The sequence below is a fragment of the Pseudomonas sp. SIMBA_041 genome (assembly GCF_046535095.1).
Classification (GTDB): domain Bacteria; phylum Pseudomonadota; class Gammaproteobacteria; order Pseudomonadales; family Pseudomonadaceae; genus Aquipseudomonas; species Aquipseudomonas mucoides.
Map to the genome: position 1 here is coordinate 158,609 of NZ_JAWRXJ010000002.1, position 15,650 is coordinate 174,258.

A 15,650-nucleotide genomic window follows, 5' to 3' on the forward strand; every position below is an offset into this window, starting at 1 on the left:
GCCCTTTCAGGCAGAGGCTGCGGAACCGCTTAGGAAAAGACGGTTGGTAGCTCGACAGACACAGACTCAGATCTTGTTGAACAAGCCCAGCTGAGCAATCTTGCTGAAGGCCAGTTGCGACGCTTGCAACATGGTTTGCTGCAAGGTCAGGCGGGTCATGACTTCGGCCGGATCGGAATCGCGGATTGCCGACTGGGTCTGGGTGTTGGCCAGGACCAGGCTCTGGTTGGTCTCGCTCTGGGTGTCCAGGGCGGAACCGCGACCACCCACCGAACTCAGAGAGGTCGACAACTGATCGGCGCCGCTCGCCAGGTTGCCGATGCCCGAAGCCAGTGCGGCCTGAAACTTCTGGATCGCGATCGGGTTGCCACTGATTGGTGTGTTCAGTGCGGTTTTCAGCTGGTTCACGGTGTCCAGAATGTTCTGGGTTTCGTGGGTGTTGACCGCCACGCTGAACTGATCACCCGCGCCCGGCGTACCGGCCAGGGTGAAGCTCACGCCCGAGGCCGTGGCGACGCCGGCAACCACAGTGCCGGAAGAAACCGGCTGGCTGTTAGGCGTCAACGGTGCGGCATACAGGTCGAACGCGGTGGCGCTGGTGAATTTCATCACCGCCGAACCGGTCGGGAAACTGGCGTGGTAATTCGCCGGGTTGGTGATGTTGCTGGCAGTGACCTGAGTCGCGGTCGGGTTACCCGGGCTGCGCGTCGCGGTGAAGGTGTCAGGCTTGGCCGCCAGGGTAAAGGTGTGGCCCGGCAGCACGGCGGCAGCGGTATCACCGGCCGCCAGGTTGATGTTCAGGTTCAGGTCGACACCACGGAACGACACGGTCTGGCCGGTTTTCGTGGTCGGGTCGAACGCACCGCCCTGACTTGCTTCAGCGGTCACATCGTTGCCGCCCGAATCGGTGATTTTCAACTGGGTGCCGCTGACGAAATCGACGGTGTACGGCTCGCCTGCGCGGAACTTGTTGTTGTAGGTGACGCCCGACGACACCTGACCGTTGGACAGGACCACACGACCGTCATCCACCGCCGGTGCGGTCATGGTGACCTGGCTGCGGCTGGTGTTGATCGCCTGCTGGAACACTTCCCAACCGGTGCTGTTGGTGGCCATCGACATGGTGTCGCCGACCGCCAGGTCAAGCGTTACCTGATCACCGTTGTAGCTGTAGGTGCCGTCGGCGTTTTGCGTGAACGGAACGGTGTCGCCCTTGGAACCGGCGAAGATGTACTTGCCGTTCTCGTCCTTGCTGTTCATCAGGCTCAGCAACTGACCTTCGATCTCGCCCAGCTCCGAAGCGTTGGCTTGACGGTCGGCGTCGGTGTAACCGGCGTTGCCGGCACCGATGGCCAGTTCCTGGGCGCGCTGCAGCACGTTGGTGATGCTGGTCATGACCGACTCGGTCTGGCCCAGGGTCGCCTTGAGGGTGTTGGTGTTGGCTTTGTACTGATCAAGCATCGAAGCCTGTTGACCCAGTTGCAGCAGGCGCGAGGCACCGACCGGATCATCGGCCGCAGTGTTGACGCGAACCAGGCTGCTCGCCTCTTCGCTGCTCTTGACCACGTTGGAGAAGTTCTTCTGATAGTTGGCAGCAGAGGACTCGTAAAACTGGGCGGTAGAAATGCGCATGGGCTACGACTCCTTAAAGACTGTTGATCAGTGTGCTGAAGATTTCTTGCGCAGCCTTGATGATCTGCGAAGAGGCGGTGTAGTACTGCTGGTATTTGACCAGGTTGCCGGTTTCCTCATCGAGGTCGACACCGGACAGCGAGTCGCGGGCATTCTTGGCGTTGTCCAGAATGGCGCCGGTCGCCGCGCTGTCGAGCTTGCCCTGCGCCGCCTTGGCGCCAACACCCTCGACCAGTTTGCCGTAGGCGTCGGTCAGGGAAATACCCTTGCTGGCGGTACCGGTGTCCACTACCTGCTTGGTCTGCAAGCCGGCCAGTGCAGTGCCGTTACGGTTGTCCAGGGTGCCTGGCTGCGCGATGTTGATATCAATCGCAGTGCCTGTGCCTGGCGAACCGGCCACGGTCATGTCGAAGCTGACGGTACGCTGCACGGCGGGCGGGCCCGGGTCCATGATCGGCGCACCCGTGCCGTCCTTGAGAGGCACGGTCAGGTTCAGGGTGTTGTTCTGGTTCGGCTTGATGGTGCCAGTGCTGATCTGCACGCCTTTGGCATCGAGCAACTGGTAAGGCTGGCTGGAACCGTCGGCCGCTGCGGCACCGAACACCACTTTGACCGGCATGGAGGTGTTCATGCCGTTCTGGATAAGGGTGGTCGTGGCCGTGTCGTAGATATCGAACTTCGTGGTCAGGGTTGGCTGACCGCTGGACGAGATGGTCAGGGTGCCGCTGCCGCCCGGCGCAATCGCCGCGCTCAACGGTGCCGCAATGGCCAGACGCTTGGAGTCGGTCATCTCGGTCTTGATGTTCGTCGCCGCGTTGCGGGTCGGCGTGATCTTGAACGTGTCACCGGCCGCAGCCCCCCCACCGCTGAGCTTCAACGAGAAACCGTCAATCACCGGAGGCGGCGTGGTCAGGGTGCTGAAAGCGCCCATCGCTGTACCTTCCGGCAGGCGCTGCACGGTGTAGTTGGTGGCGCTGGTGAAGGTGACTTTGTAATCGTTGATGGTCAGCTTGCCGCTGTCCTCGATGCTGACATCGAAGTTGCCGGAACCGGCGCTGTTGCCAACGGTGGCCACACTGCGGTCGGCCATCTGTGCGGCGCTGTTGATGCTGTTGAACAGGTTCGAACCGAACGCACCGTTCTTGTCGATGCCTTGGGCCTGAAGGCTGTTCATCTGGTCGGCAACGACCAGGGCTACGCGGCCCAGTTCGTTCATGGCCGGGTCCAGCACGGTGCTGCGATAGCGCAGCAGACCGCCCATCTCGCCACCGGTCATTACCGAAGTAATGTCGACGGTGCTCGAACCACGATTGAGCTGAATGCCCATGCGCGATGGATCGGCCTGGCTCGGCACCACTTGCAGAGTGCTGGCGGTGCCGCCCATGACCAGCGGCTGACCGCTGCCCAGGTACACATCAAGGTTACCGTCGCGTTCGATGACTTGTGCGCCGGTGAACGTGGAGAGCTGACGCACGGTTTCGTTGCGCGCGTCGAGCAGCTCGTTCGGCATGCCGCCAGCCTTGGAAACTTCGGAAATCTTCTGGTTCAACTGCGCCACGGTGGCGGCGAGTTTGTTGACCTGATCGGCCATGTTCGTCAGGTTGCCGTTGATGTTCGCGTTCTGCGCGGTCAACTGGGCGGACACTGAGTTGAAACGGTTGCTCAAGGCCTGGGCATCGCTGAGCAGCAACTGACGGGACGCATCGTCACCCGGCTTGGCGTTGACGTTCTGCACCGAGGCGAAGAACTTGGTCAGCGCGCCGTTGAGGCCGGTGCCGCTGTCCGACAGCAAGGCGTCGAGCGGGCTGATCTGCCCGGCGTAGGCGGCCGCGTCGCTGTTGAGCGAGGTGGTGGTCTGCAATTGCGCATCGAGGTAGCTGTTGTAGACGCGACGCACATCGGCCAGGGTCGTGCCGGTGCCGATGTAGACGTTGCCGAACTGATTCGAGGCTTTGGTGCCCTGCACGGTTTGCTGGCGTGAATAACCGGCGGTGTCGGCGTTGGCAATGTTATTGCCGGTAGTCATCAACGAGGATTGGCCAGCGGCCAGACCCGACATCCCGATATTGAGCAAACTCATGGTTCAGACCTTATGCCTTGTGCCTATAGAGGCGTGGTGGAAGCGCCCGCCGCAGCGTAGTTTTGGTAACTCGTCATCTGTTTGGCTATCTGCGAGATCTTGCTTGCGTAATCCGGGTCGGTTGCATACCCGGCTTTCTGCAACTCGCGTACAAACTGTTCTGGGTTATCGGCCGACTTCACAACATCTTGATAGCGATTATTGGTTTGCAGCAACGTCACGAGGTCGTGGAAGCTGTCTTTGTACGAGTCGTAGGAACGGAACTCAGCCGTCTCCTTGACCCTCTCGCCGTTGCGGAATTCGCTGGTAATGGCCCGCGCCGAATCGCCCTTCCAACTGGTGCCGGCCTTGATGCCGAACAGGTTGTGGCTACTGCTGCCATCCTGGGCACGCATGACCGATTTACCCCAACCGGTTTCCAGTGCGGCCTGAGCCACCAGGTAGCGAGGATCGACACCGATGCGCTCGGCGGCTTCCTTGGCCATCGGCAGCATGGTGTTGACGAATTCGTCGGCGGAGCTGAAGGCTTTCTTCGGCGGCGCGAGAGGAATCTGCGCCATCGCACGTCCGTAAATCTGCATCTGCCCGCTGGACTTATTGTCCGTTTGCGAGGCCAGCCAATCGCCGTTGAACAGCGGGCCGGCACCGGTCGTGGCCGTCGTCGTGGCACGCTCTGGCAACAGGGTTTTGTTCGGCGTCGCAGCAGCAGTCGTGGTGGCTGAAGGCACCAGACCGGCGAGCAAGCGATCCGCCAGTTTCGGCGGTAAGGCGAGACGGCGCTGATTAATCAGCTCCATGTCATTGCGATGCGTGCCCTCGCCTGTCGGCGCTTTCACCGAACGCGAAGCCCACAACGGACGCTGGCCATTGAGCCGCGATAGCGGACCATCAGTGGCCACGGTGCCGGCCGCAATCGGCGTTGGCACGGCGGCTTTCGCCGCTTCCTGCTTGGCCGCGGACAGGGCCGCCGCCTCGCCTGGCGCGAGCGGTTTGTTCTTCGACATCTGCCGCATCAGCACGTCCGCCAGACCAATACCACCGCCTTCGCGGGACATGGAAATGGCCAACTGCTGATCGTACATTTCCTGGTACTGTTTGGCCGCCGGCGTGTTGAGCGGGTTGTCCTTGCCCAGCGCTTCGGTGGCCGAACGCATGGACTTGAGCATCTCACCGAGGAACAGCGATTCGAACTCCTGCGCCACTTTGCGCATGTTGCCGTCGCTGTTCTTGTCGCCCACCTTGAGCTGGTTCAAACGATTCAAGTCCGAATAGGAACCGGAGTCGCTGCTGCTGACCAGACCGCTCTTGCGCATATCCATGACAGCCGTCCTCAGATCACGATCAGGTCGGCTTGCAATGCGCCAGCCTGTTTCAGTGCTTCGAGGATCGCCATCAAGTCGCCCGGCGCCGCGCCGACCTGGTTCACCGCACGGACGATTTCGTCGAGGGTGGTGCCCGGGCCGAACTTGAACATCGGCTTGGCTTCTTGCTGTGCGTTAACCCGCGAGCGCGGCACGACGGCCGTCTGACCGTTGGACAGAGGGCCGGGCTGGCTGACAATCGGGTCTTCGGTGATGGTCACGGTCAGGCTGCCGTGGGTTACGGCGGCTGGTGACACCTTGACGTTCTGGCCGATCACGATGGTGCCGGTACGCGAGTTGATGATGACTTTCGCCACCGCCTGACCCGGATCGACTTCAAGGTTTTCCAGGATCGACAGGTAATCGACACGCTGGCTCGGATCAAGCGGCGCGCTGACGCGAATCGAACCGCCGTCAATGGCCTGGGCAACGCCCGGGCCGAGCATGTTGTTGATCTTGTCGACGATGCGTTTGGCGGTGGTGAAGTCCGAACGGTTGAGGTTCAGCGTCAGGCTGTTGCCCTGGTTGAAACCGCTCGGCACCGAACGCTCGACCGACGCACCGCCGGGGATACGACCGGCCGACGGAACGTTGACGGTGATCTTCGAACCGTCACGACCTTCAGCATCAAAACCACCGACCACCAGGTTGCCCTGAGCGACGGCGTAGACGTTGCCGTCGATACCTTTGAGCGGAGTCAGCAGCAAGGTGCCGCCGCGCAGGCTCTTGGAGTTACCGATGGAGGACACGGTGATATCGACCTGCTGACCCGGCTTGGCAAACGCCGGCAAATCGGCACTGATCGAGACCGCTGCGACGTTCTTCAACTGCACGTTGCCCGAACCCGGCGGCACCTTGATGCCGAACTGCGAAAGCATGTTGTTGAAGGTCTGCAGGGTGAAAGGCGTCTGCGTCGTCTGGTCACCGGTGCCGTTAAGCCCGACCACCAGGCCGTAGCCGATCAATTGGTTGGAACGCACGCCAGAAATACTGGCGATATCCTTCAGCCGCTCGGCCTGCGCGTTGAACGCGGCAGACAGCATCAGGGCGGCCACCATGAGGTGTTTAAGATTCAAACTGGCCACCTAGAAAGGGAACAGCGGGCTGAGGAAGAAACGGTCGAACCAGCCTGGCTGACTCGCATCGGCAAACGAACCGGTGCCCGAGTAGGTGATGCGTGCATCGGCGACGCGGGTCGACGACACGGTGTTGTCGGTGGCGATGTCATCGGCGCGCACCAGGCCGGCAATCCGCACCAGCTCATCGCCGGTGTTGAGGGTCATCCACTTCTCGCCGCGTACCGCGATGATGCCGTTGGGCAGCACATCAGCCACGGTGACAGTGATCGAGCCGGTCAGGGTGTTGCCCTGCGCGGCCTTGCTGTCGCCCTTGGTCGCGCGGTCGCCTTCATAGCTGGCGCTCAGGTTCAGGTCGCCACTGCCAAACGGGTTGTTGGTGTTGGGCGAGGAGCCGAACAACGAGGTCAGGCCGATGCCTGTCTTGCTGTTCTTGTCGATTTGCGAGTTGGCGTTTTTGCTCGCCTGGGTCTTCTCGTTCAGGGTAATGGTGATGATGTCACCGATCCGGAACGCCTTGCGGTCGCTGTACAGGTTCTGTTCAAAACCGGCCTGATAAATCGAGCCATTGTTCGCGGCAGCCGGCAACGGCGTGCGCGGCAACACCGGCGCGTAATACGGGTCATTGGGCTTGGGCGTCGTTGGAACGCAGCCTGCGAGCACAACAGCCCCACTCAGTGCCAGAACAGATACAAAGCGATTCATGACCCTACCTCACGGTGTTGCAGGCGACCTCATGGTCGCCTCATAGACTTGATTACAGATTCTGCGTTACGAACGAGAGCATCTGGTCGGCGGTGGAGATCACCTTGGAGTTCATCTCGTAGGCGCGCTGAGTGGTGATCATGTTGACCATCTCTTCAACGGTGCTGACGTTGGACGTTTCCAGGGTGTTCTGCAGCGTGGTGCCGAAACCGTTCAGGCCCGGAGTACCGACTTGCGGTGCGCCGGAAGCAGCGGTTTCCAGGAACAGGTTGTTACCCACGGCCTGCAGACCGGCCGGGTTGATGAAGTCGGCGGTTTGCAGGTTGCCGATCACCTGGTTGGCCGGGTTACCCGGAACGGTGATGGACACGGTGCCGTCGCGACCGACCGTGAAGGTCTGCGCGTCGTTCGGAATCACAATGGCCGGCTCCAGGGCGAAGCCGCTGGCATTCACGATCTGACCGTTGGAATCGAGGTGGAAGGTACCGTCACGGGTGTAGGACGTGGTGCCGTCCGGCTGCAGGATCTGGAAGAAACCGCGACCGTCGACCGCCAGGTCAAGCGGCTGTTCGGTGGTTTGCAGGCTGCCGGCGGTGAAGTTTTTCTGGGTGCCGACGATGCGCACACCGGTACCCACTTGCAGACCCGACGGCAGTTCGCTGTCCTGGGTCGACTGGGCGCCTGGCTGGCGCTTGATCTGATAGAGCAAGTCCTGGAACTCGGCGCGGTCACGTTTGAAACCCGTGGTCGACACGTTGGCCAGGTTGTTGGAAATAGTGGTCAGGTTGGTGTCCTGGGCGGACAGACCTGTTTTGGCAACCCATAGAGCCGGAAGCATTCGATTCTCCTCGTGCGCCTGTTTTACGGCGCGACGTTCTGATAATTAGCTGATCTGCAAGACCCGAGCCATGGCCTGGTCATCGTCTTTGGCGGTGTTCATCATCTTGATGTGCAGCTCGAACTGCTTCGACAAAGCCAACACCGAAGTCATCTCTTCCACGGCGTTGACGTTGCTCGACTCAAGGAACCCGGACACCAGTTTGACGCCGGCGTCGGCTTGCGCCGGCTTGCCGTCCTTGGTGTGGATCGAACCATCCAGGCCTTTGGTCATGTTCTTCAGGTCAGGGTTGACCAGTTTGATGCGGTCGACTTCAGCCATCACACGCGGGCCTTCGCCCATCGCACGGATGCTGATGGTGCCGTCTTCGCCGACTTCGATTTGCTGCTCGGGCGGCACGGCGATCGGACCGCCATTGCCCATCACCGGCATGCCGTTGCCGGCGCGCAATACGCCGAGGGCGTCCACGTTCAGGCTGCCGGTGCGCACATAGCTTTCAGCGCCATCGGGCGTCTGCACGGCAATCCAGCCGCTGCCTTGCACCGCGACATCGAGGTCACGACCGGTTTCAACCAGCGAACCAGGGGAGAAGTCGGTGGCCGGGCGTTCGGTCATCGCAAACGCACGCGCCGGAAAGCTGTCACCAAACACCGGCATCGAACGGGCCTGTTCCAGGTCCTTCTGAAAACCGTTGGTGGAGATGTTTGCCAGGTTGTTGGCATGAGCCTTCTGCGCCAGTGCATTCTGGCTGGCGCCGGTCATTGCCACATAAAGGTACTTGTCCACACTCTTTCCTCTGCATGCCGGACGTTTGCCGCCCACCGCTGTACTGATGAGCGATAAGCAATTTGCAGACCAACTTTTTTCTGGCGGCGCCGGGCCCGGCAAACAAAGGACTTGAGGGGATTCAGAGGGGAATGGGGGATTGGGTCAAAGTCGAAAAACCGGCGCGGATATGCCGCCAGGCGGCAACGGAGTGAAAGCCTGGGCTGATTCGACTACCAGCCTTTGACCCCGCTCATGTCGGGTAACTTATGGGCGATGCCCTTATGACAGTCGATACAGGTCGCCTGGCCGCTAGCCAGCGACGTGGAGTGCATATTGGCGGCGCGCTTGCCTTGACGGGTGAAGTCCATGAATTCGAAGTTATGGCAATTGCGGCACTCTCGGGAGTCGTTTGCCTTGAGTCGCCCCCACTCGTGCTCGGCCAGTTCACGCCGCATATCGAGAAACTTGTCCCGGGTATCGATCGTTCCGAACACTTTCCCCCACACTTCTTTGGACGCCTGCATCTTGCGGGCAATCTTGTGCGTCCACTCATGGGGGACGTGACAGTCCGGGCAGGTTGCGCGTACGCCAGAGCGATTGGTGTAGTGAATGGTGTCCTGCAACTCAACAAAAACGTTATCGCGCATTTCATGGCAGGAAATGCAGAATTTCTCGGTGTTGGTCGCTTCCAGCGCGGTGTTGAACCCCCCCCAGAAAATCACCCCGGCGATAAATCCGCCGAGCGTCAGAAAGCCCAGGCTGTAATGAACACTGGGCCGACGCAAAACCCTCCAATAGTCTTTGAACAGGGCGAGCAAGGATTTCATGGCCTCTCCTTATCGTTTCTGCTGGCCGTTGATTTCGTCTTGCAGCACCTGGTCAATGTTCTTGAAGCTGTTGTTCACCAGTGGCTTAACGTCTGTTTGTGGCACATGACACTGATTGCAGAAATACCGGCGCGGAGAAACCGCGGCCAGCGCCTGACCGTCACGGTCCATGTAGTGAGTGATACTGATCATTGGCGCCTGGGTACGTGCGCTGTTGGCTCGGCTGTGACAGGACAGACACTTATTACTGTTCTTGTCGATGTGATACCCCGCAATGCTGTGGGGAATAGTGGGTGGCTGTTCGGGATAATTGCGCTCACGCTTGAGGTCCTTGTTCTCTTCATCAGCAATCGGCGGCGCCGGCAACTCCTGGGTCAGCGTCCCTCCGATTCGCCGACCATCCGGCGCAGGCGCATCCAGCGGGTAACCGGGCTCTGCCGGGAATGCCGCTGGCATCCATAGCAGCAGCGCGGCAAGCAAGGACAGCGAACGACGCTTCATCTGAGCTCTCCTTATGCCGTCTTGATCAACTCAATCCTGATCGCGCATTTTTTGTAATCAGTTTGTTTGGAGATAGGGTCCGTCGCATCAAGCGTGACTTTGTTGATGAGCCGGTTGGCATCGAAGAACGGTACAAACACCAAGCCTTGCGGCGGTTTGTTGCGTCCTCGGGTTTCAATGCGCGCACGCATCTCACCTCGTCGGCTGATCAGCTTCACTTCGCTGCCGCGACGGGCATTCAAGGCCTTGGCATCGGCCGGATGCATGTAGACCAACGCGTCGGGGACGGCCTTATAGAGTTCCTCGACCCGCTGAGTCATCGTGCCGGTGTGCCAATGTTCAAGCACCCGACCGGTACTCAACCAGAATGGAAATTCCGCGTCGGGGGATTCCGCCGGTGGCTCGTAGGGAAGCGCGAAGATGATGGCCTTCTTGTCGGGATAGCCATAAAACTGCACGCCACTGCCCTTCTCAACGTAAGGGTCATACCCTTCCCGGAAACGCCAGCGTGTTTCCTTGCCCTCCACGACGGGCCATCGCAACCCGCGCTCGGTGTGGTAGCGGTCAAACGGGGCGAGGTCATGACCGTGACCACGCCCGAATTGGGCATATTCTTCGAACAGACCTTTTTGCAGGTAAAAACCAAAATCCCGGGCCTCATCGTTTTGATAGCCCGCCTCCATCTGTTCAAGCGGGAACTGATCGACCTGGCCGTTCTTGAACAACACTTCGTACAGGGTCTTGCCCTTGTACTCCGGTGAGGCGGACAACAACTGCGCTGACCAGACCTCGTCCGTTTTGAAGCGCTTGGAAAACTCGACCAACTGCCAGAGATCCGATTTGGCGTCGCCCGGCGCCGAGACCAATTGATGCCAGAACTGTGTACGGCGCTCAGCATTGCCGTAGGCGCCCTCTTTCTCCACCCACATGGCGGTGGGCAGGATCAGATCGGCCGCCTGGGCAGAGACAGTGGGGTAAACATCCGAAACCACCACAAAATTCTCGGGGTTGCGCCAACCCGGCAACACTTCCTGCATGATGTTGGGGCCGGCCTGCATGTTGTTGCTGGCCATCGTCCAATACACATTGAGCACGCCATCCTTGAGCATGCGGCTCTGCTGCACGGCGTGGAAACCGACCTTCTCATTGACGGTGCCCGGAGGCACTTTCCAGATTTGCTCTGCCTTGGCGCGATGTGCCGGGTTGGTGACCACCAGGTCGGCAGGCAAGCGATGGGAGAATGTTCCCACTTCGCGTGCCGTCCCGCAGGCTGAGGGTTGGCCCGTCAGGGAGAAAGGGCTGTTGCCCGGCTCACTGATTTTCCCGGTCAGCAGGTGAATATTGTAAATCAGGTTATTGGCCCATACGCCGCGCGTGTGCTGGTTAAAACCCATGGTCCAGAATGAAACCACCTTGCGCTTGGGGTCGGCATACAACTCGGCCAATGCCTTGAGGCGCTCGGCTGGCACACCGGTTTCCTTGGCGGTACGTTCAAGGGTGTAGGGTTTTACGAAAGCGGCGTACTGCTCAAAGTCGATATCGCTCCAGGTGTTCGCCTTGGCGGCATTGCGGGCCTTCATCTCCAGCGGATTATCGGGACGCAAGCCATAGCCGATGTCATCCGTTCCTTTGGCGAAGCGGGTGTATTTGCTGACAAAGTCTTTGTTGACCGAGCCACTTTCGATGATGTGGTTGGCAATGTAGTTGAGGATAAACAGGTCCGTCTGGGGCTTGAACACCATGGGGATGTCGGCTAACTCAAAACTGCGATGCTCGAAAGTCGACAGCACCGCAACCTTGACGCTGGGCTGGCTTAACCGGCGATCTGCGACCCGACTCCAAAGAATCGGATGCATCTCCGCCATGTTTGAACCCCACAGCACAAACGCGTCAGTAACCTCAATATCGTCATAACACCCCATCGGCTCATCGATACCGAACGTACGCATAAACCCCATGACCGCAGAGGCCATGCAATGACGCGCATTAGGATCAATGTTATTGGAGCGAAATCCCGCCTTCATCAACTTGTTGGCCGCGTACCCTTCCCAAATGGTCCACTGACCGGAACCGAACATGGCGACAGACTCGGAACCCTTGTTTTTTATCGCTTCCTTAAACTTTAACTCCATGACATCAAACGCCTGGCTCCAGGACACCGGCTGAAACTCGCCCTGTTTGTCATAGTGCCCGTTAGTCATGCGCAACAGCGGCTGAGTCAGTCGATCAACGCCATACATGATCTTCGACAAGAAGTAACCCTTGACGCAGTTCAACCCGCGATTGACCTCGGCTTTCACATCACCATGAGTCGCGACCACTCGATTGTCCTTGGTCGCCACCATGACGCTGCACCCGGTACCGCAAAAGCGGCAAGGGGCTTTATTCCAGTCCATGGTGACACGGTCTTCTTCAGTGATCAGGTTGCTGGCAGACGTAAACACCGGAAGCCCCGCCGCCGCTGCAGCAATCCCGGCCGCCTGGGCTTTGACAAACTCGCGCCGAGTCATTGGCATGTACTTTCTCCCGTCACATCGAGAATCTCGTGATAAACGAGGGCTGCATTGAGTACTCCAGGCAAACCGTTGATCTGAGTGATTCGCTTGGAAATTTCGCTTTCTTCTTCCATTTCCAGCACAACCACCAGCTTGCCGACGGGGCTTTCGTGATGCAGTTCAACGCCTGTGAGTAAACGCAAGTTGGCTTTCACCGCCTCGAACAACTCAGGACGGGCCAGTACCACGAGACTGGCAATATGGAGCGTTTCTGCCATGACCTGTACTCCTCTTCTTATGCTGAAGATGGACCGCGATCAATGAGGTGAACCAGGAGGGCCGAGCAGCATTTGCAGAAACCAGACAAAAAATCCGTAACCACCCACTATCGCCACCGAGAGCAATGGAAAGAGGACAACAATCAGAAAAAAGAACAGGCGAGTTTCTTTGCGGACTTGCTGGGTAGAGTCATCCGTTGATGGCATGGTTATCGCTCCTGCCAAACTTTGAAATGAGCCTAGATGGCTTGCCTGGCAAATTCCACGATTCAGATCAACGGCATGACGGTAGCGCTTCAAGTGGCATTTTGAAGCGCCAGTGAATGACTGACTCCAACTCAGTATTCTTGTTTATTGATTCGGCGCTGGATAACGTTACTGCTCACGTCTTGCCAATTTCATAGTCACGCAACTTATTGGCAATGGTGGTGTGAGAGACCCCCAGGCGCTTACCTAACAGCCGACTACTGGCATGCTCGGAATACAGCCGCTCCAACACCGCTTTCTCGAACCGTCCGACGATCTCGTCAAGCCCGCCCTCCAGCGAGAAATCGCCAAGCGGCTGACGCACACCGTAATCCGGCAGACGAATATGCTCGGCCTTGACCGTCCCGCCTTCGCACAACGAAACCGCCTGGAACAACACATTTTCCAATTGCCGGACATTACCCGGCCAATGGTAATGACTGAGCCGCTCCATCGCCGCCGGTGCCAGCTTCGGCAGCGGGCAACCGATCTGCCGGCTGGCCTGATCGAGGAAGTGCTCCACCAACGGCGTTAACCCATCGAGGCATTCACGCAGCGGCGGAATGTGCAGCGAAAGCACGTTCAAGCGGTGATACAAATCCTGGCGAAACTCACCCCGCGCGCACAGCTCGGACAAATCCACCTGGGTGGCGCAGATCACCCGCACATCCAGATACACCTCTTCATCACTGCCGACACGACGGAAGCAACCGTCCTGCAAAAAGCGCAGCAACTTCACCTGCAAGCGCGGGCTCATTTCGCCCACGCCATCAAGAAACAGCGTTCCGCCCGCCGTCAGTTCCAGCAGACCAAGCTTGCCTTCGGCGCGTGCACCTTCGAAGGCGCCGGGGCCGTAGCCGAACAATTCGGTCTCGGCCATCGACTCCGGTAAACCGGCACAATTGAGCGCCATCAACGGCGACTGCCCGCGTGGGCTGGCGAGGTGGCAGGCGCGGGCCAGCAATTCTTTACCGGTACCGGTTTCGCCTTCTATTAATAGCGGTGCATCCAGCGGTGCCATGCGCCGCGCTTCGCGCACCACCGCGGCCATGACTTTCGAACTTTGGAAGATGCTGTCGAACCCACGCAGTTCCTGCTTGCGTACGTTATAGATGCGCTCCCCCACCCGATCAGCGCGGTGCAGCGTCAGGACGGCACCGGCCATGGCTTCGCTGTCGTCATGCTCGGATTGCAGCGGCGCGATGTCAGCCAGAAACACGTCACCCTTGACCTTGACCCGCAGCCCGTTGATGCGCGACTTGTTGGCACGCACCAATTCCGGCAAATCAAAATCCTCGGCGTAACGCGACAGCGGAATCCCCGGCACCTCATCCACCCGCACCCCGAGCAACTGCGCCGCCGCCCGGTTAGCCGCGACGATGGAGCCGCCCATGTCGATCGACAGCACCGGAAACTCCAGGGCGCCGAGCAAGGCATTGAGCTCCATGTGCCGACGCTCGCTGGGCATCAGCCCTACCCGCTTGACGCCGAATACACCGGCAATCGATTCGAATTTCGGGCGCAGGGCCTGGAACTGAATGTTGATCAGGTTCGGGCAATGCAGGTAGATCGCATTGCCATGCTCACCGCCGACCTCACCACGGGCGACGTTGATTCCGTACTCCACCAGCAAGTTGAGAATGTCGCGCAGGATGCCGATGCGGTTCTGGCAGTGGACTTTGATACGCATATAAAGGCCCGAAGAAAGGGGAATCGAGGTCCCATGCGCAAATTTTCTGCGCGGGCGCCAAGTTAGTCGTCAAGATTATGTGACACCTGGACGCCATTTCAAACCCGCAAATCTCAATAGCTGCGCCATAGCCGTCAAAGCGTAACGAATACTTTACGAAAAACGGCGAATTTTCCTACAAGGAGTGCCGGACACCTGCTGCAACGCCGCACGCCTTGGGGTATTTCTAGGTCCATAGCAGCACATAACAAGAACGAAATCCCTCGCAGGAGAGCAGCATGAAGCAGACGCAGTACGTGGCTCGCGAGCCCGATGCGCAAGGTTTTATCGACTACCCCGCTGAAGAACATGCGGTGTGGAACACGCTGATCACTCGTCAACTGAAAGTGATCGAGGGCCGTGCGTGCCAGGAATACCTGGACGGTATCGAAAAACTCGGTCTGCCCCACGACCGCATTCCGCAACTCGGTGAAATCAACAAAGTCCTCGGTGAAACCACCGGTTGGCAAGTGGCCCGAGTCCCGGCGCTGATCCCCTTCCAGACGTTTTTCGAATTGCTGGCCAACAAGCAGTTTCCCGTGGCAACGTTTATTCGTACCCGCGAAGAGCTGGATTACCTGCAAGAGCCGGACATTTTCCACGAGATCTTTGGTCACTGCCCTCTGCTGACCAACCCCTGGTTCGCTGAATTCACCCACACTTACGGCAAACTTGGCCTGCAAGCGACCAAGGAAGAACGCGTGTACCTGGCGCGCCTGTACTGGATGACCATCGAGTTCGGCCTGGTCGATACCGCCGAAGGCCTGCGCATTTACGGCGGCGGCATTCTTTCTTCGCCAAAAGAAACCGTTTACTGCCTGTCCAACGAACCTGAGCATCAGGCGTTCGATCCGCTGGAATGCATGCGCACGCCGTATCGCATCGACATCCTGCAACCGCTGTACTTTGTCTTGCCGAACCTCAAGCGACTGTTTGATGTGGCCCATGAAGACATCATGAGCATGGTCAAACAAGGCATGCAGCTGGGCTTGCACACCCCGAAATTTCCGCCAAAGGCAGCGTGATCCGCTGCTATTAGAAACAAGTGAGCCTGTCAGGAACCGACGCTTTGGTTTAGCGTGGAGTGACTGACGGCCGATTTCCAATTATTTGA

General features: G+C 59.0%; 14 protein-coding genes. 1 reads left to right on the top strand and 13 read right to left on the bottom strand.

Annotated features, from left to right (window positions below; translation table 11 throughout):
• Nucleotides 1–66: 66 nt before the first annotated feature.
• From SB725_RS04430 to SB725_RS04490, 13 genes are all read right to left on the bottom strand, one after another.
• Nucleotides 67–1,632, bottom strand: coding sequence for a flagellar hook-associated protein 3 (locus SB725_RS04430; protein WP_027922329.1), 1,566 nt, complete (start codon nt 1,630–1,632; stop codon nt 67–69).
• Between the two features lie 13 nt (nt 1,633–1,645).
• The gene (gene flgK, locus SB725_RS04435; RefSeq protein WP_027922328.1) at nt 1,646–3,712 is read right to left on the bottom strand and encodes a flagellar hook-associated protein FlgK; all 2,067 of its coding nucleotides are present in this window, start codon (nt 3,710–3,712) and stop codon (nt 1,646–1,648) included.
• A gap of 23 nt (nt 3,713–3,735) precedes the next feature.
• On the bottom strand, nt 3,736–5,031 hold the full coding sequence (gene flgJ, locus SB725_RS04440) for a flagellar assembly peptidoglycan hydrolase FlgJ (RefSeq protein WP_027922327.1): 1,296 nt from the start codon (nt 5,029–5,031) through the stop codon (nt 3,736–3,738).
• A gap of 11 nt (nt 5,032–5,042) precedes the next feature.
• Nucleotides 5,043–6,131, bottom strand: a complete 1,089-nt coding sequence (locus SB725_RS04445; RefSeq protein WP_032833447.1) for a flagellar basal body P-ring protein FlgI — start codon at nt 6,129–6,131, stop codon at nt 5,043–5,045.
• Between the two features lie 27 nt (nt 6,132–6,158).
• On the bottom strand, nt 6,159–6,854 hold the full coding sequence (gene flgH, locus SB725_RS04450; protein ID WP_027922325.1) for a flagellar basal body L-ring protein FlgH: 696 nt from the start codon (nt 6,852–6,854) through the stop codon (nt 6,159–6,161).
• 52 nt (nt 6,855–6,906) lie between these two features.
• Nucleotides 6,907–7,692 carry a flagellar basal-body rod protein FlgG gene (gene flgG, locus SB725_RS04455; RefSeq protein WP_027922324.1) on the bottom strand — a complete coding sequence of 262 codons (786 nt, stop codon included), beginning with the start codon at nt 7,690–7,692 and terminating at the stop codon, nt 6,907–6,909.
• 45 nt (nt 7,693–7,737) lie between these two features.
• Entirely contained in the window at nt 7,738–8,478 is a 741-nt protein-coding gene (locus SB725_RS04460) for a flagellar basal body rod protein FlgF (protein ID WP_059181392.1), read from the bottom strand.
• 212 nt (nt 8,479–8,690) lie between these two features.
• Nucleotides 8,691–9,287, bottom strand: a complete 597-nt coding sequence (locus SB725_RS04465) for a cytochrome c3 family protein (protein WP_027922323.1) — start codon at nt 9,285–9,287, stop codon at nt 8,691–8,693.
• Between the two features lie 9 nt (nt 9,288–9,296).
• Nucleotides 9,297–9,788, bottom strand: a complete 492-nt coding sequence (locus SB725_RS04470) for a nitrate reductase cytochrome c-type subunit (RefSeq protein WP_027922322.1) — start codon at nt 9,786–9,788, stop codon at nt 9,297–9,299.
• An 11-nt stretch (nt 9,789–9,799) separates the two neighbouring features.
• Complete coding sequence (gene napA, locus SB725_RS04475; RefSeq protein WP_194939837.1) at nt 9,800–12,304, bottom strand: nitrate reductase catalytic subunit NapA; 2,505 nt, start codon at nt 12,302–12,304, stop codon at nt 9,800–9,802.
• A complete protein-coding gene (locus SB725_RS04480; protein WP_027922320.1) occupies nt 12,295–12,561 on the bottom strand; it encodes a chaperone NapD in 267 nt (88 codons plus the stop codon). The genes napA and SB725_RS04480 overlap by 10 nt, the downstream gene beginning before the upstream one ends.
• A 39-nt stretch (nt 12,562–12,600) precedes the next feature.
• Nucleotides 12,601–12,768 carry a periplasmic nitrate reductase, NapE protein gene (locus SB725_RS04485; protein WP_027922319.1) on the bottom strand — a complete coding sequence of 56 codons (168 nt, stop codon included), beginning with the start codon at nt 12,766–12,768 and terminating at the stop codon, nt 12,601–12,603.
• 175 nt (nt 12,769–12,943) lie between these two features.
• Entirely contained in the window at nt 12,944–14,497 is a 1,554-nt protein-coding gene (locus SB725_RS04490; protein ID WP_027922318.1) for a sigma-54-dependent phenylalanine hydroxylase transcriptional regulator PhhR, read from the bottom strand.
• Between the two features lie 278 nt (nt 14,498–14,775).
• On the opposite strand from SB725_RS04490, the gene phhA reads away from it, so the two are divergent.
• Nucleotides 14,776–15,561, top strand: coding sequence for a phenylalanine 4-monooxygenase (gene phhA, locus SB725_RS04495; RefSeq protein ID WP_027922317.1), 786 nt, complete (start codon nt 14,776–14,778; stop codon nt 15,559–15,561).
• The last annotated feature ends 89 nt before the right edge of the window (nt 15,562–15,650 follow it).